Annotated in this window: 22 protein-coding genes; 14 read left to right on the top strand and 8 right to left on the bottom strand. The window is 64.7% G+C overall.

Features of this window, described 5'->3' with window-relative positions:
* Nucleotides 1-28: 28 nt before the first annotated feature.
* Nucleotides 29-988, top strand: coding sequence for an aldose 1-epimerase family protein (locus tag C1A30_RS29490; RefSeq protein ID WP_101951759.1), 960 nt, complete (start codon nt 29-31; stop codon nt 986-988).
* Here the strand turns inward: C1A30_RS29490 and C1A30_RS29485 are convergent.
* Nucleotides 966-1,958 carry a zinc-binding dehydrogenase gene (locus C1A30_RS29485; RefSeq protein ID WP_235010259.1) on the bottom strand — a complete coding sequence of 331 codons (993 nt, stop codon included), beginning with the start codon at nt 1,956-1,958 and terminating at the stop codon, nt 966-968. The two genes, C1A30_RS29490 and C1A30_RS29485, sit on opposite strands and share 23 nt — an antisense overlap.
* A 113-nt stretch (nt 1,959-2,071) precedes the next feature.
* On the opposite strand from C1A30_RS29485, the gene C1A30_RS36250 reads away from it, so the two are divergent.
* Both C1A30_RS36250 and C1A30_RS29480 read left to right on the top strand, forming a co-directional pair.
* The gene (locus C1A30_RS36250) at nt 2,072-2,317 is read left to right on the top strand and encodes a LacI family DNA-binding transcriptional regulator (RefSeq protein ID WP_235010258.1); all 246 of its coding nucleotides are present in this window, start codon (nt 2,072-2,074) and stop codon (nt 2,315-2,317) included.
* A 25-nt stretch (nt 2,318-2,342) separates the two neighbouring features.
* On the top strand, nt 2,343-3,113 hold the full coding sequence (locus tag C1A30_RS29480; RefSeq protein ID WP_235010257.1) for a substrate-binding domain-containing protein: 771 nt from the start codon (nt 2,343-2,345) through the stop codon (nt 3,111-3,113).
* Here the strand turns inward: C1A30_RS29480 and mmsB are convergent.
* Genes mmsB through chvE form a run of 3 tightly spaced genes read right to left on the bottom strand, consistent with a single transcriptional unit; the run spans nt 3,110 to nt 6,975 of the window.
* Nucleotides 3,110-4,354, bottom strand: a complete 1,245-nt coding sequence (mmsB, locus tag C1A30_RS29475; protein WP_101951758.1) for a multiple monosaccharide ABC transporter permease — start codon at nt 4,352-4,354, stop codon at nt 3,110-3,112. The genes C1A30_RS29480 and mmsB overlap by 4 nt on opposite strands.
* A complete protein-coding gene (gene mmsA / locus C1A30_RS29470; protein WP_101951757.1) occupies nt 4,355-5,884 on the bottom strand; it encodes a multiple monosaccharide ABC transporter ATP-binding protein in 1,530 nt (509 codons plus the stop codon).
* The gene (gene chvE / locus C1A30_RS29465; RefSeq protein ID WP_101951756.1) at nt 5,881-6,975 is read right to left on the bottom strand and encodes a multiple monosaccharide ABC transporter substrate-binding protein; all 1,095 of its coding nucleotides are present in this window, start codon (nt 6,973-6,975) and stop codon (nt 5,881-5,883) included. The genes mmsA and chvE overlap by 4 nt, the downstream gene beginning before the upstream one ends.
* Before the next feature lie 334 nt (nt 6,976-7,309).
* Here chvE and C1A30_RS29460 point away from each other — a divergent pair, with 334 nt between their 5' ends.
* Genes C1A30_RS29460 through araA form a run of 8 tightly spaced genes read left to right on the top strand, consistent with a single transcriptional unit; the run spans nt 7,310 to nt 16,822 of the window.
* Nucleotides 7,310-8,284 (top strand): ABC transporter substrate-binding protein, encoded by a 975-nt coding sequence (locus tag C1A30_RS29460; RefSeq protein ID WP_101951755.1) that lies wholly within the window; start codon nt 7,310-7,312, stop codon nt 8,282-8,284.
* 33 nt (nt 8,285-8,317) lie between these two features.
* Nucleotides 8,318-9,853, top strand: a complete 1,536-nt coding sequence (locus C1A30_RS29455) for a sugar ABC transporter ATP-binding protein (protein WP_235010256.1) — start codon at nt 8,318-8,320, stop codon at nt 9,851-9,853.
* A complete protein-coding gene (locus C1A30_RS29450; RefSeq protein ID WP_101951754.1) occupies nt 9,850-10,923 on the top strand; it encodes an ABC transporter permease in 1,074 nt (357 codons plus the stop codon). Before C1A30_RS29455 ends, C1A30_RS29450 begins: the two co-directional genes overlap by 4 nt.
* Nucleotides 10,920-11,921: a sugar ABC transporter permease YjfF gene (locus C1A30_RS29445; protein ID WP_235010255.1), complete on the top strand. Its 1,002-nt coding sequence runs from the start codon at nt 10,920-10,922 to the stop codon at nt 11,919-11,921. The genes C1A30_RS29450 and C1A30_RS29445 overlap by 4 nt, the downstream gene beginning before the upstream one ends.
* The gene (locus tag C1A30_RS29440; protein WP_235010254.1) at nt 11,918-12,937 is read left to right on the top strand and encodes a LacI family DNA-binding transcriptional regulator; all 1,020 of its coding nucleotides are present in this window, start codon (nt 11,918-11,920) and stop codon (nt 12,935-12,937) included. Before C1A30_RS29445 ends, C1A30_RS29440 begins: the two co-directional genes overlap by 4 nt.
* Before the next feature lie 8 nt (nt 12,938-12,945).
* Nucleotides 12,946-14,613 carry a ribulokinase gene (gene araB / locus C1A30_RS29435; RefSeq protein WP_101952964.1) on the top strand — a complete coding sequence of 556 codons (1,668 nt, stop codon included), beginning with the start codon at nt 12,946-12,948 and terminating at the stop codon, nt 14,611-14,613.
* Complete coding sequence (locus C1A30_RS29430; RefSeq protein WP_101951753.1) at nt 14,610-15,314, top strand: L-ribulose-5-phosphate 4-epimerase; 705 nt, start codon at nt 14,610-14,612, stop codon at nt 15,312-15,314. Before araB ends, C1A30_RS29430 begins: the two co-directional genes overlap by 4 nt.
* The gene (gene araA / locus C1A30_RS29425; protein WP_101951752.1) at nt 15,311-16,822 is read left to right on the top strand and encodes an L-arabinose isomerase; all 1,512 of its coding nucleotides are present in this window, start codon (nt 15,311-15,313) and stop codon (nt 16,820-16,822) included. The genes C1A30_RS29430 and araA overlap by 4 nt, the downstream gene beginning before the upstream one ends.
* A gap of 240 nt (nt 16,823-17,062) precedes the next feature.
* Here the strand turns inward: araA and C1A30_RS29420 are convergent, their stop codons facing one another.
* Both C1A30_RS29420 and C1A30_RS29415 read right to left on the bottom strand, forming a co-directional pair.
* Nucleotides 17,063-18,049 carry an MOSC domain-containing protein gene (locus C1A30_RS29420; protein WP_200828463.1) on the bottom strand — a complete coding sequence of 329 codons (987 nt, stop codon included), beginning with the start codon at nt 18,047-18,049 and terminating at the stop codon, nt 17,063-17,065.
* Between the two features lie 19 nt (nt 18,050-18,068).
* Entirely contained in the window at nt 18,069-18,599 is a 531-nt protein-coding gene (locus C1A30_RS29415) for a gamma carbonic anhydrase family protein (protein ID WP_101951751.1), read from the bottom strand.
* Between the two features lie 133 nt (nt 18,600-18,732).
* On the opposite strand from C1A30_RS29415, the gene C1A30_RS29410 reads away from it, so the two are divergent.
* The 3 genes from C1A30_RS29410 to C1A30_RS29400 are packed head-to-tail and all read left to right on the top strand — an operon-like array spanning nt 18,733 to nt 20,977.
* A complete protein-coding gene (locus tag C1A30_RS29410; protein ID WP_101951750.1) occupies nt 18,733-19,893 on the top strand; it encodes a Rieske 2Fe-2S domain-containing protein in 1,161 nt (386 codons plus the stop codon).
* Nucleotides 19,894-20,355 carry a hypothetical protein gene (locus C1A30_RS29405; RefSeq protein WP_101951749.1) on the top strand — a complete coding sequence of 154 codons (462 nt, stop codon included), beginning with the start codon at nt 19,894-19,896 and terminating at the stop codon, nt 20,353-20,355.
* On the top strand, nt 20,330-20,977 hold the full coding sequence (locus tag C1A30_RS29400) for a sensor domain-containing protein (RefSeq protein WP_235010252.1): 648 nt from the start codon (nt 20,330-20,332) through the stop codon (nt 20,975-20,977). Before C1A30_RS29405 ends, C1A30_RS29400 begins: the two co-directional genes overlap by 26 nt.
* A gap of 4 nt (nt 20,978-20,981) precedes the next feature.
* Here the strand turns inward: C1A30_RS29400 and C1A30_RS29395 are convergent, their stop codons facing one another.
* Both C1A30_RS29395 and C1A30_RS29390 read right to left on the bottom strand, forming a co-directional pair.
* Nucleotides 20,982-22,130 carry a sulfotransferase gene (locus tag C1A30_RS29395; RefSeq protein ID WP_101951748.1) on the bottom strand — a complete coding sequence of 383 codons (1,149 nt, stop codon included), beginning with the start codon at nt 22,128-22,130 and terminating at the stop codon, nt 20,982-20,984.
* Nucleotides 22,131-22,913 (bottom strand): SDR family oxidoreductase, encoded by a 783-nt coding sequence (locus C1A30_RS29390; protein WP_101951747.1) that lies wholly within the window; start codon nt 22,911-22,913, stop codon nt 22,131-22,133.

Raw genomic sequence — 22,913 nt, 5'->3', positions numbered from 1 at the left:
CGCGCTATGTTAGCGCTAACATGGCTAGGTGTCATATCAACCATGGTCGGCACTCGGTGAACAGCACGAGCTGAAGCTGGGATCCGACGGGCCATCCGTACGCGCGGTGATCACTGAGGTCGCCGCCGCGATACGGCACCTGTCGGTCGACGGTGTGCAACTCACGGCCGGCTACGAGGACGACGCCCCACCGCCGTTCGGGTCTGGCATCGTCCTCGTCCCCTGGCCCAACCGGGTCCGCGACGGACGATGGACGCACCGCGGTCAGACACTGCAACTCGACATCACCGAGCCTGCGGGAGGCAACGCCTTGCACGGTCTACTGCAGCACGCGCCGTATCAGGTCGTCGAGCGCAGCGGTCGTGCGATCACGCTACGGGCTCAGGTGTTTCCGCAGAACGGCTATCCGTTTCGGTTGGACACCACCGTGCGGTACACGCTCACCGCCGACGGCATGCAGGTGATGCACACGGTCCAAAATGTCGGATCCGACTGCGCCCCAGTGGCAGTCGGTGCCCACCCGTTCCTCGCTCTTGGTGACGTGCCGACTGATGCGCTGACCTTGACCGTGTCGGCGGACCGCCACATTGACGTCGACGACCGGCTCAATCCGGTCGGCGTCACGCCTGTCGACGGCACGAAATGGGACCTGCGCGCGGGGCGGCTGATCGCCGATCTCGAACTCGACGACTGTTGGTCGGGGCTGACCATGAGCCTAGGTGGCAGCACCCACTGGTTGAGCGCTGCCGACGGCCGAGCCGTATCCGTCTGGGCCGACGACCAATTCGGCTATCTGCAAGTCTTCATCACTCGACAGTATCCGCACGCTGGTGGGTCGATCACTGCTGTCGCGATCGAACCGATGACCGCACCGGCTGATGCTTTCAACAGCGGCGAAGGACTTCGATGGCTCTCACCCGGCGAGCGATGGTCGATGTCGTGGGCGATCCGTTACCACGACAACCTCAAGGCTCGACAACGACCTTGAGGCCGGTCCTGTCCGCGGCGACGGCGAAAGCCTCTGCGGCGCTGTCGATCGGATACCGGTGCGACACGAGCGATGAGACGTCGATCAGGCCTTGCTGCGCAAGCCGGATCGCACGCGGGTACGCCTCGTTCATGCGGCGGACCAACGCCAGCGTCAGACCCTTACGGCGGGCCATCGACGCCTGAAATGACGTGCGGTCACCGTCGGGTATCCCGCCCAACACCACCCTGGCGCCCGGTCGCGCTGCGCGGATGGCGATCTCGACCGCTTCGTCTGTCCCGGCAAGTTCGAACACCGCATCCGCCCCGATGTCGTCAGCCGGTTCTGCCACGTCGAGCACGACATCGGCTCCAAGTCGTTTCGCTGCATCCCTGCGATGCGCGCGTGGTTCGACCACCACGACCCGCGCCGCCCCGGCACGCCTCGCCGCCTGCGCCAACAAGAGGCCGATCGGCCCCGCTCCGACGACGGCGGCGGTCGCACCAAATCGCAAGTGGCCCAGGTCCAATGCGTGCAACGCTACACCGAGCGGTTCGAGCATCGCACCGTCGGCCGCGCTCAAGGTGTCAGGAAGCGGATGGAGCGCCCACGACGGCCAACTCAGAAACTGTCGCAGCCCCCCGTCCTGGCCGCCGTGCCCGGCGAACACGACGTCAGGGCAGAGGTTCCGGTAGCCGCCCATGCAGATCTCGCATTCCCGACAAGGCAGCGCCGGGTCCACCGCGACACGCAGGCCACGCCTCGGACCGCTCTCGATGACACCGGCGAACTCGTGGCCTGGCACCACCGGTCGCGTCAGCCTCGCGTCGCCGATGCCTGCTTCGGCGAACCAGTGCAAGTCGGATCCGCACAGCCCGACCGCTGTGATGCGTACCAATTCTTCCCCCGGCGCGACGTCGGGAACGGGTTCGGCGTGGATCCTGATATCGCGCACACCGTGCAGTCGCGCGACGGTCATCGAGCCTGACATGATCCAATGTTAGCGTTAACATTCCGCCGATCAAAGCGTCGTGAGCGCTCACATTCCGACTACTATGCGACAGCAAACCTAGTCCTCGCCGACACGAGAGGGGGTCGCATCGAATGGCGGGCAGCGTCGAGGGACCCGGGCGGCGTCGTGAGGGTCGGCCGGTCAACATGTTCGACGTCGCCAAGGCGGCAGGCGTCTCGCATCAGACCGTTTCGCGCGTGCTCAACGACTCTGCCGCGGTCAAGGAGTCGACTCGCCGCCGGGTGAACGCCGCGATCGAGACTCGGCTACCGCCGCAATCTCGCGGCGCGGGCGCTTGCGACCCACCGATCAAACACGCTGGGAGTCATCTGCTTTGACAGCACGCTGTACGGACCGGCCAGCATGCTGTACGCCATCGAGCATGCCGCCCGCAGCGCGGGCTATTTCGTCAGCGTGGCCAGCGAGTCGACCATCGACAGCACCACGCTGCCAAGGACATTGAACCGATTGGCTGAACAAGCGGTGGAAGGTGTGGTGGTGATCGCACCGCTTTCCGAAACGCGCGAAGCGCTCTCGCGACTGCGTCGCGACATGCCCGTGGTCGCCGTCGACGCCACCGGTGGGCTCGGCCTTCCCGTGGTGAGCGTCGATCAGTTCGACGGTGCACGGCAGGTCACCCGGCACCTGCTCGACCAAGGCGCATCGACGGTGTGGCATGTGACCGGCGCCGAAGGGTGGACGGAAACCGAGACCAGAATGGCCGGCTGGCGTGCAGAGCTGACCGCCGCCAAACGCTCCGTTCCCGAACCGCTGCACGGCAATTGGTCGCCCGCATCCGGGTACCAGGCCGGCATCGCACTCGCCCGCCGCGCAGATGTCGAGGCGGTGTTCGTCGCAAACGATCAGATGGCCTTGGGCGTGCTGCGCGCATTCGCCGAAGCCGGTCGCGCCGTACCCGACGACGTCCTGGTCGCAGGTTTTGACGATGTGCCGGAAGCAGAGTTCTACTCACCGCCGTTGACCACTGTCCGCCAGGATTTCGGCACCGTGGGCCGCACAAGCGTCGAAATGCTGGTCACCCGAATCGAACACAGCGACTCCGCACCCGCCGACGTTCAACCGGTGCTGGTGCCCGCACAACTCGTCGTCAGGCAGAGCACCCGACGGAGTTAGCGCCCGCCCTTGCGCTTGTTGTACACGTCGAATCCGACGGCGACCAGCAGCACGAGACCCTTGATCACTTGCTGGATATCACTGCCGATGCCGAGGATGGACATGCCGTTGTTCAACACGCCCAGTACCAGGCCGCCGACGATTGCGCCGAACACCGTGCCGACCCCACCGCTGGACGACGCGCCGCCGATGAATGCCGCCGCGATGGCCTCGAGTTCGAAGTTGATACCGGCCTGCGGTGTCGCGGAGTTCAACCTGGCAGCGAACAACAGCCCCGCGACGGCGGCGAGCATCCCCATGTTGACGAACACCAACAACGTGACGCGTTGGTTGCGGATGCCGGAAAGGCGTGCGGCCGCGGAGTTTCCGCCGACGGCGTACACCCGGCGCCCGAGAACAGTGTTGCGCATGACGAACGCGTAGATCAGGGTCAACACCACCAGGATGATCCCGACGATCGGCACTCCGCGGTAGCTGGCCAGCAGCAGCGTGAACGCCGCCAGCGCCGCGACGATCGCGGCACACTTGACCGTGAAGAACACGGTGCCCGAAACTTTCTGTCCGTGGCGGACTTGCGACTTGCGGCGACGGATCTGCGCCACCACCGCGGCCACCGTGATGACAGCGCCGAGAATTACTGTGGGCCAGTGGTAGACGGCGTTGGTCCCGATCTCGGGTAGGAATCCACTACTGACTTGCTCGAGTCCGCGCGGCATCGGAGCGATGGACTGGCCTTCGAGCAGATACTGCGTCGCACCACGGAACACCAGCATCCCGCCGAGCGTGACGATGAACGACGGAATGCCGACGTAGGCGATCCAGAAGCCCTGCCAAGCGCCGATCAGTGCGCCGATACCCACGCATACCGCCACCCCCAACACCCACGGCATGTCGTTGCGCACCATCAGAACTCCCGACATTGCGCCGATAAAGCCAGCGATGGACCCCACAGACAGATCGATGTGGCCGGAGATGATCACGATGACCATCCCGATGGCGAGGACCAGGATGTAGCCGTTCTGCTGGATGATGTTGGTGACGTTCAGCGGTTTGAGCAGAATGCCGCCGGTCCAGATCTGGAACAGCAACACGATGGCGGCCAACGCCACCACCATGCCGGACTGCCGCACGTGGGACAGGAGGAAGGCCGACAAGCGCTGGCGCAGACCGGGCGGGGCCGGCTCACTGGACTCTGGTTGCGCCTCTGGCTTTTCAGACGCTTGCTCGACGGTGGTGGTCACCTAGGCACGCCCTTTCATCATGTACCGCATCAGGGTTTCCTGCGTCGCGTCGGTCCGTGTCACCTCGCCGGTCAACCGACCCTGGCTGAGCGCATAGATGCGATCGCAGATGCCGAGAAGTTCAGGTAATTCCGACGAGATGACGAGCACGGCCTTTCCACGTGCGGCGAGTTCGTTGATGATCGTGTAGATCTCGTACTTCGCTCCGACATCGATACCGCGGGTCGGCTCGTCGAGAATCAGTACGTCAGGGTCGGTGAACAGCCACTTGCTGAGTACGACCTTCTGCTGGTTTCCACCCGAGAGCTTGCCCGTGATCGCCGAAACCGACGATGCCTTGATCCTCATCGAGGCGCGGAACCGCTCCCCGACGCTGACCTCCTCGTGCTGATCGACGACGCCTCGCGTGCTGACCTTGCGCAACGACGGCAGCGTGATGCTTTCGGCGATGCTGTCCATCAGGTTCAGGCCCAGATGCTTGCGATCCTCGGTCGCGTAGGCGATACCGTTGCTGATCGCGTCCGATACGGTACGCGTGCTGACCTCGTGGTTGCCTTTGAAGACCTTGCCGCTCACGTACTTTCCGTACGACCGGCCGAACACGCTCAGGGCGAGTTCAGTACGGCCCGCGCCCATCAGTCCGGCGATACCGACTATCTCACCGGCCCGCACATTCAGCGATACGTCGTCGACAACCTTGCGATGTTGGTCGATGGGGTGGAGGACAGTCCAGTTCGCCACCGCGAATGCAACGTCACCTATCTCGCGGTCGGGGCGGGGCGGAAATCGATGCGTGAGGTCGCGCCCGACCATACCGCGCACGATGCGGTCTTCGGTCAGTTCTTGGTCGACGCTGATCGTCTCGATGGTGTGGCCGTCCCGCAGGATGGTGACGGTGTCGGCCACCTCCATCACTTCATTGAGCTTGTGCGAGATGATGATCGAGGTGATTCCCTGGTCCCGCAGGTCCACGATGAGGTCGAGCAGGTGACGACTGTCGGAATCGTTGAGCGCCGCGGTCGGTTCGTCGAGGATCAGCAGGCGGACCTTCTTCGACAACGCCTTGGCGATCTCCACCAACTGCTGCTTGCCCACCCCGATGTCGGCCACCCGGGTCTGCGGGCTCTCCCGCAGCCCCACCCGGTCGAGCAGGTTCTGCGCCTCGACAAGGGTCTGTTCCCAGTCGATCACCCCACGGCGCCTGATTTCGTTGCCCATGAACACGTTCTCGGCTATCGACAGGTAGGGCACCAGCGCCAGCTCCTGGTGGATGATCGCGATACCGGCTCGTTCACTGGACCGAATGTCCTTGAACTCACAGACCCTCCCGTCGAGAAGGATCTGACCGTCGTAGTCCCCGTGCGGGTATACGCCGCTGAGCACCTTCATCAAAGTCGACTTACCCGCCCCGTTCTCACCACAGATGGCGTGAATGGCACCGGCTTTCACGGTCAGGTCAACACCGGAGAGAGCGGTGACACCGGGAAACTGCTTGGTGATACCCCTCATCTCCAACAGCGTCGACGTCATTGCACCTGGGCGTCGGTGTAGTAGCCCGAATCGACCAGCACCGCTTTGTAGTTCGACTTGTCGACACTGACCGGCTGAAGCAGGTAAGAGGGGACGACCTTGACGCCATTGTTGTAGGTCGTCGTGTCGTTGACTTGGGGTTTCCCGCCCGTGAGTACCGCATTGGCCTCCTGCACCGCGGCCTTCGCGAGCTCACGCGTGTCCTTGAAGACGGTCTGCGTCTGCTCCCCCGCCACGATGGACTTCACCGACGCCAACTCGGCGTCCTGCCCGGTGACGATGGGCAGCGGTTTCGCCGCGTTACCGTAGCCGGCGCTCTTCAGTGCTGAGAGCACGCCGCGCGAAATCCCGTCGTACGGCGACAGCACGGCATCGACCCTGGCCGTGGTGTAGGCCTGGCTCAGCAGGTTGTCCATTCTCGACTGCGCCAACCCCCCGTCCCACCGCAGCGTCGCGATCTGGTCGAACGAGGTCTGGCCGCTCTTGACCACCAGCTTTCCGCTGTCGATGTAGGGCTTGAGCACGCTCATCGCGCCGTCGAAGAAGTAGGTGGCGTTGTTGTCGTCGGGTGAGCCGGCGAACAGTTCGATGTTGAACGGTCCCTTGCCCTGCGCCAGACCGAGTTTGTCGATGATGTAGTTACCCTGCAGCACACCGACTTTGAAATTGTCGAACGTCGCGTAGTAGTCGACGTTCGGCGTCCCCTTGATCAACCGGTCGTAGCTGATCACCGGAATCTTCGCGTCCGCAGCATGCTGCAGGGTCGTGGTCAGCGACGAACCGTCGATCGGTGCGACGACCAGGAGTTTGACTCCCTTGGTGATCATGTTCTCGATCTGCGACACCTGGTTCTGGACGACATCGTCGCCGTATTGCAGGTCGGTGGTGTAGCCCAAGGCCTGGAACTGGTCCACCATGTTCTTGCCGTCGGCGACCCAGCGCTCTGACGATTTGGTGGGCATCGCGATGCCCACGGTGCCCTTCTCGCCCTTCTCCCCACTGCCTGCGGCGGTGTCAGTGGACCGACCGCAGCCTGAGAGAACCAGAGTGGCCAGCACCGCCAGCACGGCGAGCCAGATCAACTTCCTCACGAGATCCTCCTTCGGGGGACGCTCGGCGCGCGCCTGCGCGGCCGTCAGAATGTGAGCGTTAACATGCCGGGCGTTAGTATGTGAGCCACTTCACTGGCTTGTCAACAACTTCCCGAGATTTGCCCATTGACCTGCCATCTTTGCAACTTCAGCGGCACGGACCCGGCGCTCGGGCGGCCCGGGAACCACGCGAGCCAGACCGTTGACACGTTCAATTTGTTAGCGCTAACATCCACGCTCTGTAATGCCGGTCACACCCACAGGTGCGATGCGCAGGCATGCCGACCCGGCCCGCAGCGACCGACTTCGGCAACCGAACAAGTGAGGAGTTGCGGTGAAGAGAACCCTTGCAGCGGCGCTGGGTGCGCTGCTCGCAGCAACGATGGTGGGCTGCGGAAGCGGTCCGGCGCCTGGCGGATCCGCCACCGACGGCAAGATCACGATGGGCTTCGCTCAGGTGGGTGCGGAAAGCGGGTGGCGGACCGCGAACACCAAGAACATCCAGGAATCCGCGGCGGCGGCCAATGTCGACTTGAAGTTCTCCGATGCCAACGGCAAACAGGAGAACCAGATCTCGGCCATCCGCTCGTTCATCCAGCAACACGTCGACGTGATCGCATTCAGCCCTGTCGTCCGGACCGGTTGGGACGCGGTGCTGTTGGAGGCAAAGAACGCAAAGATCCCGGTGATCCTCACCGACCGCGCCGTCGACACCCAGGAGACCGACGTCTACAAGACGTTCGTCGGCGCCGACTTCGTCGAGGAAGGTCGGCGCGCGGGCGACTGGGTGGTCAAGCAGTACGCCGCCGCGCCGGGTCCGGTCAACATCGTCGAATTGCAGGGCACCACCGGTGCCGATCCCGCCATCGACCGAAGCAAGGGCTTCTCTGAAGCCATCGCCGCCAATCCAAACCTGAAGGTGATCGCGTCGCAGACAGGCGATTTCACCCGGTCCGGCGGTAAGCAGGTGATGGAGGCCTTCTTGAAGGCACATCCGAAGATCGACGTCGTCTTCGCCCAGAACGACGATATGGGACTTGGCGCGATGGAGGCCATCGAGGCGGCGGGCCTCAAGCCGGGGCAGGACATCAAGATCGTTGCGGTCGACGCAACCCACGACGGCATGCAGGCGCTGGCCGACGGCAAGTTCAACTTCCTCGTCGAGTGCAATCCCCTGCTTGGGCCGCAACTGATGGACCTGGCCAAGAAGGTGGTAGCAGGTGAGAGCGTGCCGCCGCGAGTTGTCGTCCCCGACAAGACATTCGATCAGCAGCAGGCCATTGCGGCCCTACCCGATCGCAAGTACTGAGCGCAGCACGGCCCGTCACAGAAGCGAGTCAACATGTCATCGACACCCATCGCCGAGCCGCAGGCTCCTGTGGTCGAGATGCGTGATGTCAGCGTCAGCTTTCCCGGAGTGAAGGCTCTCGACGGTGTAACGCTGCGATTGTTGCCCGGCGAGGTGCACGCCTTGATGGGTGAGAACGGCGCAGGTAAGTCGACTCTCATCAAGGCGCTCACCGGTGTCTATGACATAGATGGGGGCAGCATTGCCGTGGCCGGTGTTCCGTGCCGATTCTCCGGGCCGCGGCAGGCGCAAGATGCCGGGATCAGCACGGTGTACCAGGAGGTCAACCTGTGCACCAATCTGACAGTTGCGGAGAACATTCTGCTGGGTCGCGAACCGCGCCGATTTGGCCGCATCGACCATAGAGCGCTCAATAATCGTGCCCGCGAGCTCCTTTCGCACCTGGAACTCGACATCGACCCGAGGTCGACACTGGGCACGCATCCGGTCGCGGTCCAGCAACTCGTCGCCATCGCACGGGCCACCGCGGTTTCGGCGCGAGTGCTGATCCTCGACGAGCCGACGTCGAGCCTGGACGCCGACGAAGTCGCCGAGTTGTTCAGGGTGATCCGGCAGTTGCGCGACGGCGGAACGGCAGTGCTCTTCGTTTCGCACTTTCTCGATCAGGTGTACGAGATCTCCGATCGAATGACGGTGCTGCGCAACGGGGAGCGGGTCGGCGAGTACCTGACCGCCGATTTCAACCGCCACAAATTGGTCACCGCGATGCTCGGCAGGGAACTCGACGTGCTCGACGAAATCGGCGAGGCCGAGCCGGGCGCCCACCGCAATGACATCGCCGTACCGATCGTCAGCGCCGAGGCTGTCGGCCGTGCGCCGCGGGTTCATCCCGTCAGCCTCGACATCTCTTCTGGCGAGGTGGTCGGACTCGCGGGGCTGCTCGGCTCCGGTCGAACGGAATTCGCGCGACTGCTGTTCGGCGCGGACAAACCGACGAGCGGACAGATCAGCGTCAACGGTAAACCGGCGCGGCTGCGCTCACCGCGGGCGGCGATCTGGCACGGTTTCGGGTTCACGTCAGAGGATCGAAAACGTGAGGGAATCGTCGGCGATCTGAGCGTGCGGGACAACCTGGTGTTGGCGCTACAAGCCCGCCGGGGCTTCGCCAGGCCGCTGTCGGCCAAAGCCAAGACCAGGTTGGTCCGTGCGTACATGGATATGCTCGACATCCGCCCGCGAGATCCGAACGCGCTGATCAGGAATCTCAGTGGCGGCAATCAACAGAAGGTGCTGTTGGCGCGCTGGCTGATCACCCAGCCCAAACTGCTCATTCTCGACGAGCCCACCCGCGGCATCGACGTCGGCGCCAAGGCCCAGATCCAAAAGCTCGTCACCGAACTGGCCGCCGACGGCATGGCCGTGCTGTTCATCTCGGCCGAACTCGATGAGGTCACCCGGATCAGCGATCGCATCGCGTTGATGCGCGACGGACACAACATCGCCCAGATCGACGGCGGCTGCCCGGCTTCGGAGCTCACCCGGCTCATCGCGAGCGGAGCCCAACAGTGATACGCCGTCTGCTGGCTTCGCCCCTACTGTGGCCGGTCCTGGCATTGATCGCACTGCTGGCCCTCAATGTCGCGATTACACCGGCCTTCTTGACCATCCGGGTACAAGACGGCCACCTCTACGGCAGCTTGATCGACATCCTGCGCAATGGCGCGCCGACCATGCTCGTCGCGCTGGGGATGACGCTCGTCATCGCATCCCGCGGTATCGACCTGTCGGTCGGTGCAGTGGTCGCGATCGCCGGGGCGCTCGCCTGCGCTCACATCGCGTCGGCGTCGGACGGGAGCAGCGTGTTCGCCGTCGCCACCGCGATGCTGATCGCGCTCGGCGCCGCCGTCGCACTGGGGTTGTGGAACGGAATCCTGGTGTCGAGCTTCGGGATTCAACCGATCATCGCCACGCTGGTGCTGATGACCGCCGGCCGCGGCATCGCGCTGCTGGTCACGGGCGGGCAGATCGTCACCGTCAGCAGCGATCCGTTCAAGGTCCTCGGCGCCGGCTATGTCATGGGACTTCCGGTGGCGATCCTGGTCAGCCTGGCCGTGTTCGCCGTCGTCGGGCTCACCACTCGCCGCAGTGCGCTCGGCATGCTGCTGGAGGCCATCGGCGTCAACCCGGAGGCCAGTCGGTTGGCCGGCGTGCGGTACCGGACGATCGTGTTCGCCGTCTACGTGTTCAGTGCGCTGTGCGCTGGCGTCGCCGGCCTGATGATCGCCTCCAACATCTCTGCCGCCGATGCCAACAACGCCGGGCTGTGGATCGAGATGGACGCGATTCTCGCGGTGGTGATCGGCGGCACATCACTGCTCGGTGGCCGCTTCAGCCTGACAGGAACGATTCTGGGCGCCCTGATCATCCAGACATTGACCACCACGGTCTACACCGCGGGCATAACGCCGGAAACCACTCTGGTCTTCAAGGCGGTGGTCGTCATCGTCGTCTGCCTGATGCAAGCTCCGAAGTTCCGGCGACTGCTGCGGCGAGGCCGCGGCGACGGGAAGCAACGCGCGGTGCCGACCACAGACGTCGTCGCACCCGCCAGAGACACGGACAAGGTGGCGGCATCGTGAGCACCCAGGTTCTGCGTCGCCGTTCCGTCGACATGTCCACGGTGGCTGAACGTTTCCGGGGGCGGTATCTGTCTCCGGCCGCCTCTCTAGTCCTGTTTGTGGCGCTGTTCGGCACTGTCGTCGTGCGGTATCAGTTCGCCAGCCCCGGCCAGGTGTTTCTCAACCTGCTCGTCGACAACGCCCACCTGATCGTGCTGGCGGTCGGCATGACGTTCGTGATCCTGACCGGCGGCATCGATCTGAGCGTCGGCTCCGTCGTCGCGCTGTCGACGGTGCTGCTGGCCAAAACCCTCCAATCCGGTTGGCCCGCCCCGATTGCGATGCTGACCGTGTTACTGGTCGGCACGGTGCTCGGATTGTTGATGGGCACAATCATCGAACTGTTCGACGTTCAGCCGTTCATCGTCACCCTCGCCGGAATGTTCCTCGCCCGCGGGCTCTGCTACGTGATCAGCGTCGACACTCTGCCGATCAAAGATCCGTTGATGCGGGCACTCGGCCTGAACTACCTGTACCTGTATGAAGACAAGTTCATCCGCTGGACGGTTGTCATAGCGTTGATCGTCGTAGCGGTTGCGGTATACGTGCTGCACGAAACCCGCTTCGGGCGAACATGTTACGCGATCGGCGGAAACCGGCAGTCGGCCCAGCTGATGGGTCTCGCCGCCGCGCGAACTCAAATCTCGGTGTACGTGATCAGTGGCTTCTGCGCCGCACTGGCCGGGTTGCTGCTGGGTGTCCAGAAGCTGTCCGGATACAGCCTCAACGGCATCGGGCTCGAACTCGATGCGATCGCCGCCGCGGTGATCGGTGGCGTATTGCTCTCCGGTGGCGTCGGTTTCGTGCTCGGCTCGCTGATCGGCGTACTCGTGCTTGGCACCATCCAGGTGTTCGTCACCGCCGAGAATCTCGACTCTTATTGGACCAGGATCATGACCGGTCTGCTGCTGCTGGTGTTCGTGCTGGTGCAGCGCGTGCTGGTGAGGAACACCCGGTGACGGCGGAGCCGACCCCGCGCCGCCCGGTGATGGCGGATGTCGCCAGGCTGGCCGGCGTCTCACATCAGACCGTGTCGCGTGTCATCAACGGCTCGACGAGCATCCGGCCCAGCACCCGCGAGCGGGTGGAACGCGCGATCGCTCACCTCGGCTACCGTCCGAATACCGCGGCCCGCGCCCTGGTCACCAGGCGATCGAAGACCATCGGGATCATCGGGAGCAACACCGCCCTCTACGGACCGACCAGCATCCAGTTCTCGATCCAGGACGCGGCAAGGGCCGCGGGCTACTTCACCAGCTTGGTGACGCTCGCCGCGGTCACACACGACGAATTGCGCGGTGCACTCGACTATCTCGGTCGTCAATCGGTGGAGGCGATCGTCATGATCGTCACCCAACAGGACGCGCTTGCCGTCGTACGCTCAGAGGCCGTCACCATCCCGCTGATCGTCGTCGAGGGTGAGCTGACCGGTCGCGGCCTCAGCGTTGGTGTCGACCAAACCGAAGGCGCCCGATTGGCGACACGACACCTGGTGGATCGCGGCCACCGCGACATCGTTCATGTGAGTGGCCCTCTGACGTGGACCGAGGCACGTGCCCGTCGCGCCGGCTACATCGAGGTCATGCAGGCGGCGCGGCTGCCGGTCCTGGCCGATCTCGAGGGCGACTGGAGCCCTGGCCGTGGCTATGAGATCGGCCGAGAGTTGGCCCGTCACAAGGATTTCTCCGCCGTCTTCGTCGCCAATGACCAGATGGCGATCGGCATCCTGCATGCGTTCGCGGAAGCCGGCATCGCCGTACCGGACGACGTCAGCCTGGTCGGCTTCGATGACGTTCCCGAGGCGGCCTATCTGAATCCGGCGCTGAGCACGGTGAGACAGGACTTCCACGCGGTTGGGCAGCGCGCGATCGAACTGCTGACTGCCGTGCTCGACGGAGTCACCGTCTCGACGCCGCTGCTCGCTCCCGAACTCGTCGTTCGCGCAAGCACCCGCCCGCATACCGGAACCAAGTGAGGACCGAGATGTCCCGTCAGAAATACACCGTCGGAATCGATTTCGGCACGCTGTCCGGACGCGCCGTCGTGGTGCGAGTCGACGACGGCAAGGAAATGGGCAGCGCGCTGCACGACTACGAACACGGTGTGCTGACGCAATCACTACCGATCGGCGCGGCCCGGTTGCCCGCCGAGTGGGCGCTTCAGGTGCCTGAGGACTACCGCCAGGTGCTCAAACATGCTGTCCCTGAGGCTATTCAGCGGGCCGGGATCGACGCAGGCGACGTCGTCGGAATCGGTACCGACTTCACCGCCTGCACCATGGTTCCTGTGCTCGCGGACGGCACGCCACTGTCGGAGACAGCTGCCTTCGCTGACCGGCCGCACGCGTACGCGAAACTGTGGCGGCACCATTCCGCTCAGCCACAGGCGGACCGGATCAACGCGCTCGCCGCGGACCGGAAGGAGCCGTGGTTGCGCCGATACGGCGGCTTCATCTCCAGCGAATGGGAGTTCGCGAAGGCGTTGCAGATCCTCGAAGAGGACGCCGAGGTGTATCACGCGATCGACCGATGGGTGGAGGCCGCGGACTGGATCGTGTGGCAGCTGTGCGGGACCTATGTACGCAACGCATGCAGCGCCGGTTACAAGGGCATCCTCCAGGACGGGTGCTACCCGGCCAGGGACTTCCTCGCGGCATTGCATCCCGAGTTCGCCGACTTCGTCGACACCAAACTCGACCAGCCCATCGGCGCGCTGGGTGCGGCCGCGGGCACCCTGACTGCGGACGCCGCCGGGTGGACCGGGCTACCTGCGGGCATACCGGTCGCGGTCGGCAATGTCGACGCGCACGTCACGGCCGCCGCAGCCGATTCCCTCGAACCCGGCCAACTGCTGGCGATCATGGGCACGTCGACCTGTCATGTGATGAATTCGAACGTCCTGCAGGATGTTCCCGGCATGTGCGGCGTCGTCGACGGCGGCATCGTCGCCGGATACTGGGGATACGAGGCGGGTCAGTCCGGTGTCGGCGACATCTTCGCCTGGTTCATCGACAACTGTGTTCCGCCGTCCGTCCACCAACAGGCGCGGGCCCGCAACATCTCCGTGCACGATCTACTCACCGAGCTCGCCGCCGGGCAGCGGGTCGGCGAGCACGGCCTCGTCGCACTCGATTGGCACAGCGGCAATCGGTCGGTGCTCGTCGACCATCAGCTCTCGGGTGTGATCGTCGGGCAGACGTTGGCCACCACGTGTGCGGACATCTACCGGGCACTTCTGGAGGCGACGGCGTTCGGTACCCGGATGATCGTCGAGACCTTCATCAACAGCGGTGTTCCCGTCACCGAACTCGTCGTCGGAGGCGGCCTCCTGAAGAACCGGTTGCTGATGCAGATCTACGCCGACGTCGTGGGATTGCCTCTGTCGACCGTTGATTCCGACCAGGCACCCGCGCTTGGCGCGGCGATCCACGCCGCCGCGGCCGCTGGCGCGTATCGGGACGTGCCCGCCGCAGCCAAACAGATGGGCGGGCGTACCCGCAACGCCTATACACCGATCCCCGACCACGCCGCGCGGTACAACGCGCTGTACGCCGAGTACGTCAAGCTCCACGACTGGTTCGGCCGCGGCAACCCGATGATGCGAACGCTGCGCGCGATATCCGCCGACGCACGAGCCGAGGAAGACGAATGACGGTTACGTCCGACATCCACACGACCGTCGCGGATCTCCGCCGCGAGGTCTGCGCACTGCATGCCCAGCTGACCAAGTATCAGTTGGTGATCTGGACTGCGGGCAACGTCTCGGCCCGGGTACCGGGACACGACCTGATGGTGATCAAGCCGTCCGGTGTCGACTACGACGCACTGAAGCCCGACGACATGGTGGTCTGCGACCTGCACGGCAACCTGGTGGACGGTCAGTTCGCTCCGTCGTCCGACACCGCGGCGCACGCCTACGTCTACCGGCACATGCCGGAGGTCGGCGGAGTCGTGCACACCCACTCCACGTATGCCACCGCGTGGGCGGCACGGGGTGAGCCCATTCCTTGTGTGCTGACGATGATCGCGGACGAGTTCGGCGGCGACATACCGGTCGGGCCGTTCGCCCTGATCGGCGACGACTCGATCGGCCGCGGAATCGTTGAGACGTTGCGGGACAGCCGTTCTCCGGCTGTGCTGATGCGCAACCACGGGCCGTTCACCGTAGGCGCCAACGCCCGGTTGGCCGTCAAGGCGGCCGTCATGGTCGAGGACGTCGCGCGCACCGTGCACATCGGACGGCAACTCGGCGCGCTCGACCGCATCGACGACCGCGACATCGACGCGCTGTTCGACCGCTACCAGAACGTGTACGGCCAGCAGGCCGTAGCAGAGGAAGGCTCACCACGATGATCGACTCACGGATGGTCGACGGCGAAGTGTGGTTCGTCACCGGCAGCCAGGCGATGTACGGCCAGGACACCCTCGACCAGGTGGCCGGCCAATCGCGTCAGCTCGCCGAACAACTCGATGGCTGTTCGGAGATCCCGGTGAAGATCGTGTGGGTGCCGACGGTCGTCACCTCGGACACCATCGCGTCGGTGATTCGCCAGGCCAATGACAACGCGCAATGCGTTGGCGTGATCGCGTGGATGCACACGTTCTCCCCGGCGAAGATGTGGATCCGCGGGCTGAAGGCACTGCAGAAACCGCTGCTGCATCTGCACACCCAGTTCGGTGTCGAGTTGCCGTGGGACAGCATCGATATGGACTTCATGAACCTCAACCAGGCCGCACACGGCGACCGGGAGTTCGGTTACATACAGACGCGGCTGTCTGCCGCGCGCAAGACCGTCGCCGGGCATGTCAGTGATCCGCGCACCCGGTCACGCATCGGCGCGTGGACGCGCGCCGCGCTCGCCAACGCCGAACTCGCCACCCTGCGGGTGGCACGGTTCGGTGACAACATGCGCAACGTCGCTGTCACAGAGGGTGACAAGGTCGAGGCCGAAGCGCATTTCGGCGCGTCGGTCAACACCTATCCTGTCAACGACCTGGTCGAGGCGGTGGACCGCGTGCCCGCGACCGAAGTCGACAAGTTGGTCCGCGAATACGAGCACGCCTATCGGCTGGCACCCGAGTTGCGGCCAGGCGGTGAGCGCCACCCATCCCTTCGGGTCGGTGCACAGATCGAAGCCGGGCTGCGGAAGTTCCTGGAAACTGGTGGCTTTCATGCATTCACGACCAATTTCGAGGACCTGGGCAGTTTGCGCCAGTTGCCGGGCCTCGCTGTGCAGCGGCTGATGGCCGACGGGTACGGCTTCGGCGCCGAAGGCGATTGGAAGACGGCGGTGATGCTACGGGCGGTCAAGGTGATGGCCGAAGGGCTACCCGGCGGCACGTCGTTCATGGAGGACTACACCTACGACCTGACCGCCGGCGCGGAACGTGTGCTCGGCGCCCACATGCTGGAAGTGTGCCCGTCCATCGCCGACGGTGTGCCGTCGCTGGAAGTGCATCCGCTGTCGATCGGCGGCCGCGAAGATCCCGTCCGGTTGCGTTTCACCGCGGCGCCTTCGGACGCGGTGATCCTCGGGATCAGCGACGTCGGCTCCCGATTCCGTTTGGTGGCCAACGAGGTTCGAGTGGTCGAGCCCAACGCACCGTTGCCCAAGCTGCCTGTCGCATGCGCGGTCTGGGAGCCGCGCCCGAACTGGTCCGTCGCCGCGGAGGCATGGCTGATCGCAGGCGCGCCCCATCACACCGTGCTCACCACGGCGGTCGGAACGGAGATGCTCGAGGACTTTGCCACGATGACGGGTACCGAACTACTGGTGATCGATTCCGACACCACCGTGCGCGGCTTCCTTCGTGAGCTCAAGTGGAACGACGTGTACCACCACGCCGCTGCCGGGCTCTGACCGGACACGTTGGCGCATGCGGCAATTGGATCGCTTCGACCGTGACCTGCTGTCGTTTGTGGTGAGTTGGGCACCGTACGGCGGTCCGCCCGACAACGAGTGCTTCGTCGAGTTCGGCATGAGCGCCGATCGGCTGCGTCAGCGCTGCGTGCAAGTGGTTTCGACGACCCGCGCCGCCGACTGCGCCGAGGACGAGCGCGAGCTACTGCTGCGCACCTGCCGGTTACTGTTGGGCCAACGTCACCGCGAGAGCCGGTCAATTCCCATGTTGACCAAGCCGAATGTGATCCGCTTCGCGCGTCGTCCCGCCTCACCGAATAACCGTCGCGAGGAGGCGGCGGGACGCAGTCCGACGTCATCGCCGACCCGAATACTGCCGCCGGTGTGGACCCAGCAGTAGACACCAAGGCAGCGATCGGCGCGAGTGGCCACGGCCTTGGTGATTCGCCGATCGACCTCGAACCCGGGTTGCGCGCGACTGGGGATGACGCACCGTATCGTCGGCATCGCGACGTTGAGGATCGTGCGTCCGATCGCGAGACGCCCTCCGGTCCAATGAGATTCCGGTAGGCCGTCGTCGGCATCATCGACCGCCAGTAGCACATTGGGGCGGAATCGACGTACATCCAGATCAGCGCCGAGCTCGGACCCGATGGTGGCCAGGCTGGTCGTGGTCAACACGTGCACCGGAGCCAGATCGACGAACATGCCCGGTGGCGTCGAGTAACGGGTGAAGTTGACCATATCGGAGAACCGCATCATCGACAGGTCGGGCAACTTCTCGTCGTGCGAGAGGCCGAAGGCGGCCCGCAGCCATCCGGCCGACATCGTCTCGGATCGCTCCGCGCGAGGAAGCTCATGCAGGCTGGTGTCCTCGACAGGCGGCAGCGCGGTCAACTCGACCTCGCGGTCGACCAGTTCGGAGAGTTTGGTGTGCACGGCGCCATCGCTGCTCGACACCGTCGTGCCGTCCGGGAAGGTGATCTCCACTTCGGGAACGTTCCCCGGTCCGGCATCCGGCCGAACCGTGTCGACATAGCTGGCGGTCGCCGTCAGCAGTAGCGGAAGTTGCCTTGCCGACGCCGTGACACCCTTCTCGACATCCCGGACGGCCCAGAGTCGGTCACCGAGGACACCCCTGGGGCCCACCTCGGCCTGCTCGATCCGCGCGCCGCCCAGCGACTTGACGGGATAGCGCCACAGTTCGGCGACTCGGCCAAGGGGCATGGCGCCACGGTACGGCGCGCTACTCGGAAACGGGCCGCATTCCGGTCATGTAGCGGCGGGCCAGGTCCTGATAGGCGCCGGGGTTGGTGTCCACCCACATCTGCGCGCCGGTGCCGGCCACCGGGCCGCGCACCTTCGCCGGGGCGCCGGTCACCAGCACCTCGTCGGGGATCTTGGTGCCGCCGACCACCAGCGAATGCGCGGCGATCAGGTTGCGAGCACCGATGACCGCGCCGTCGAGGACGGTGCAGTGGTTGGCGAGCACTGCCTGGGCGCCGATGTGCACGCCGTGCACCACGCACCCGTGGGCGATCGTGGCGCCGGGGCCGACGTCGACAGGGATGCCCGGCGGCGCGTGCAGCACGGAGCAGTCCTGCACGTTCGCTCCTTCGCGGACGATGATCGGTGCGAAGTCAGCGCGGATGACCGCGTTGAACCACACCGACGCGCCTGCCTCGACGTGGACGTCGCCGACGAGCGTCGCGGTGGGGGCGATGAACGCACCTGGATCGACCGTCGGTGATCGGCCCTCGAATGAGTACAACGGCATCGTTTAGGTATACCGCAGGTAAACCCGCCGACGAGCGCTTGCGCGTGGGAGCCGATCAACCGCGTCGATTGCGCCCCGCGGGGCAAAAACTGTAACGTGTTCTAGTTAGAGAGCACAGATTGGGAGACCAGAGGTGACCACCGAAACCGCAGGCATTCGCGAGATCGACGCCGGCACGCTGCCGGACAGGTACGCGCGTGGCTGGCACTGCCTAGGCCCTGTGCAGGACTACCTGGACGGCAAACCGCACGGCATCGAGATTTTCGGCACCATGTTGGTGGTCTTCGCCGACTCGCATGGCGACGTCAAAGTGCTCGACGGCTACTGCCGCCACATGGGCGGCAACCTGGCGCAGGGCACCATCAAGGGCGACGAGGTCGCCTGCCCGTTCCATGACTGGCGCTGGGGCGGCGACGGCAAGTGCAAGCTCGTGCCGTACGCCAAACGCACCCCGCGGTTGGCCCGCACCCGGTCGTGGACCACCGACGTGCGCGGCGGCCTGCTGTTCGTCTGGCACGACCACGAGGGCAACCCGCCGCAGCCGGAGGTGCGCATCCCGGACATCCCGGAGGCCGCCAGCGACGAGTGGACCGACTGGAAGTGGAACTCGATTCTGATCGAGGGGTCCAACTGCCGCGACATCATCGACAACGTCACCGATATGGCGCACTTCTTCTACATCCATTTCGGTCTTCCGACGTACTTCAAGAACGTGTTCGAGGGCCACATCGCGTCGCAGTACCTGCACAACGTCGGCCGGCCGGATGTCAACGACATGGGCACCACTTACGGTGAGGCGCATCTGGATTCGGAAGCGTCCTACTTCGGTCCGTCGTTCATGATCAACTGGTTGCACAACAGCTACGGCGGCTTCAAGGCCGAGTCGATCCTGATCAACTGCCACTACCCGGTCACTCAGAACTCGTTCATGCTGCAATGGGGTGTGATCGTGGAGAAGCCGAAGGGGTTGGACGAGGCCACCACCGAGAAGCTGGCGACGGTGTTCACCGAAGGCGTCAGCAAGGGCTTCCTGCAGGACGTCGAGATCTGGAAGCACAAGACTCGCATCGAGAATCCGCTGCTCGTCGAGGAAGACGGCGCGGTCTATCAGATGCGCCGGTGGTATCAGCAGTTCTACGTGGACGTCGCGGACGTGACGCCCGATATGACCGACCGGTTCGAGATCGAAATCGACACCACCGCCGCCAACGAGAAGTGGCACGTCGAGGTCGAAGAGAACCTCAAGGCGAAGGCCTTGGAGAAGGACAGCGAGAAGGAAAAGACCGGCTCCTAGATGACCGCGCGCGACGACGCCCCCGACGTCGACCAGCTGGCGCGGTCGATGCTGGAACTCTACGGCGCACACGACGACGACGGGCACGGTGCACCGGCGGACACCGGCGCGCGAAAGTCACCTGGCGCACCGAACTTCGCCTCAGATCCGCACCGCGCCGCGGCGGTGCGGGAGGCCACCAGGCGCGACCGCGAGCGCTATCTGACGTCCGGGCTGGTGTCCGTCGACTGCCGGTTCTGCCACGTCGCGGTGCAGGTCAAGAAGCTGGGTCCGGGCCACACGTCGGTGCAGTGGAACACGGAAGCCTCACAGCGCTGCGCGTACTTCACCGAAATCCGACAATCCGGCGGCCAATCCGCTCGCGCCAAATCATGCCCGAAGCTCGCCGACAGCATCAGGCACGCCGTGGCCGAAGGGTGTCTAGAGGAAATGTCCAGTGCCCCTTCGCCGGGCGACGGCTAGCCTGCTGATCAGCCTCGCCGTCGCGGGCTGCACACGAAACGTCGAGGGACCCACGCCGCGGCCGGAACGGCCGGTGGCACCGATCACCACGCTTCAGGTCGAAGACCTGTTGAGCGACAAGGTCCAGGACAGGGACGGCAACTTGTTCGTCGCCGTCGAACCGCAGGAGTGCAACGGGATGTCGCAAGAGGTCGACCCGCCACTGATCTTCGATCTGGATCCCGCGGCGACCGACGGCGGGCACTGGGTGGACACCGAGAACGGCAGGGACGTCGTGATCGACGAGGCGGCGGGCGTCTACCACGCCGACTTCGACCCCAAGCAGGCGCTCGCGCAGACCGAGCGCACCATCGAAGCCTGCCGCGGTGTGCCGTTCACCGTCACCGATATGCGCGGTCGCGAGTACCACTTCCATCTGCTACCGCAGGTGAATTCGGGCTCGCCCGACATCGTGCTCTACTCGTTCCAAGCACCGGACTGGGCGTGTGACAACGCGTTCGTCGCCGCACACAACGCGGCCGTGCGGATTTCGACGTGCGCGGCCGTCAACGGCTACGAGGTGCTGTCGCTGGCCCAGGATGCGCTCAACCGCATTGAAAAACTGGCCAATACGACGGCCTGAGCACTCACAGCCCTTTGAACCGGTCCTTGACCTGTTCGTCGGTCAGACCGTAGTCGGCCAGTGAGTAGGTGTGTTTGGGCGCGCGGGGCCCCTTTTTGCTCTCGGCGTGGGTGTCCTGCGCCGCCGTCCTGGCCGCATCGGTGAACTCGATGCCGAAGTGGCGGTAGATCTTCTCGAGTTCGCGGAGCGGGTCGGCGATGAAGTCGAAGTAGTCCATATCGTAGAACTGAGCCGAATCATGTTTGGCGCGTTCGGTATTGAACAACTCGAGACCGCGCGACCAGGTCTCCAGCGCATCGGCGCCGATGGTTTCACCGACGAACGTCGTCGACCATCCCTCGGTGGTGTGCTGCGCCAACGAACACATCGACGCCATGATCGTCTCAGGGGGCCGGTGACACTGGATCACCAGGGCGTCCGGATACGTGGCGAACAACGCGTCGAGGGCGAACAGGTGGCTCGGGTTCTTCAACACCCACCGCTTCTTCTCCGCCTCGTTCAGCCCGATCAACTGTAGGTTCCTGCGGTGCCGTTGATACGGTCGCGTCCAGTCCTGCCGGGCCAGCCACTGCGAGTAGGTCGGGATGTGCGCGAGCGTCTCGTAGGACACCGAGTGCAGCGACTGGCGTAACAGCTGCCAGCACTCCTCGACGTCGTCCGCGGTCATGTAGTGCAGACCCGTGTAGTCCGGGTTCTCCTCGTGAGCCTTCTTGAACCGGGCATCCAACTCGGCGAAAACCGGGTTCTGCGGCCAGGTTTCGCGCGGGGGACGCGGTTGCGGGAACTCCGCGAGCCACAGCTCCAGGCCCTGATGCCTCGGGTCGGCGGTCAGCAACCGGTGCAGCGCGGTGGTGCCGGTGCGCGGCAGCCCGGTGACGAAGATCGGTCGCTCGATGGCGATGCCAGCGTGTTGTGGATGCTGCTTGAACGCCGCCTCCGACACCAGCCTTGCCACCAACGCGTTGCGCACGAAGAACCGCTGCATCTTGCTGCCGAACTCGGTGAGGTCGGCATCGCGCGCGTACGCGTCGAGCAGCACGCCGAGCGCTTCGCGGTAGTTGTCGTCGTCGGCGCCGAAATCGTCGAGGCCACAAGCCTTTGTGGCCGAGGCGTGCAGCTCCTCGACGGTGCCGACGTCTGTCCGGGCGGTCATCTAGGCCTTGTACTCCCCGCAGTTGACATCCAGCGTCTGACCGGTGATCCCACTGGACAAGTCGCTGGCCATGAACAGGATGGCCGAGGCCACCTCGTCTTCGGTGGGCAGCCGCTTCAGGTCGCTGTTGACCGCGGCGGCCTGGTAGATCTCGTCGACCGTCGTACCGTACTTGTTCGCCTGGTGTTCGAAGTATCCTTGCAGCGTCCCGCCCCAGATGTAGCCGGGGAGCACCGAATTCACTCGAACGCCTTGTGGGCCAAGCTCGCTGGCCAGCGACTGGGACATAGCCAGGAGCGCTGACTTGGCCATCTTGTACGCACCCTGCTTCGGGTCGGAGTGACGCACCACCATCGAGTTGACGTTCACCACCGATCCCTTTGTCTCGGTCAAGGCGGGCGTGAAGCCCTGGATCAACCGCAGCGCGCCAAGGACGGTGAGCTCGAAGGTGTCCCTGATGTGGTCGAACGTGGTGTTGGCGAACGGCTTCATCGACGGCACCTTGAAGGCGTTGTTGATCAGCACATCGACCTTGCCGTAGGCCTCCAGCGTCTGCTCGACGAGGTGGTTCACCTGTGCTTCGTCGGTGATGTCGGTGCCGACCGACACCGCGCGCCTGCCCAGATCGGTGATCTGCTTGGCCACGTCCTCCAGTCGTTCCACCGTGCGGGCGGCCAACACCAGATCGGCGCCGGCCTCCGCGCAGCGCCGCGCGAGAGTGGTGCCGAGCGCTGGACCGACCCCGCTGATCACCACGACCTTGTTGTCAAGTAAACCGGCCAT

The organism is Mycobacterium sp. 3519A (assembly GCF_900240945.1).
Taxonomy (GTDB): domain Bacteria; phylum Actinomycetota; class Actinomycetes; order Mycobacteriales; family Mycobacteriaceae; genus Mycobacterium.
This window is presented reverse-complemented; position numbering and strand designations above follow the sequence as displayed.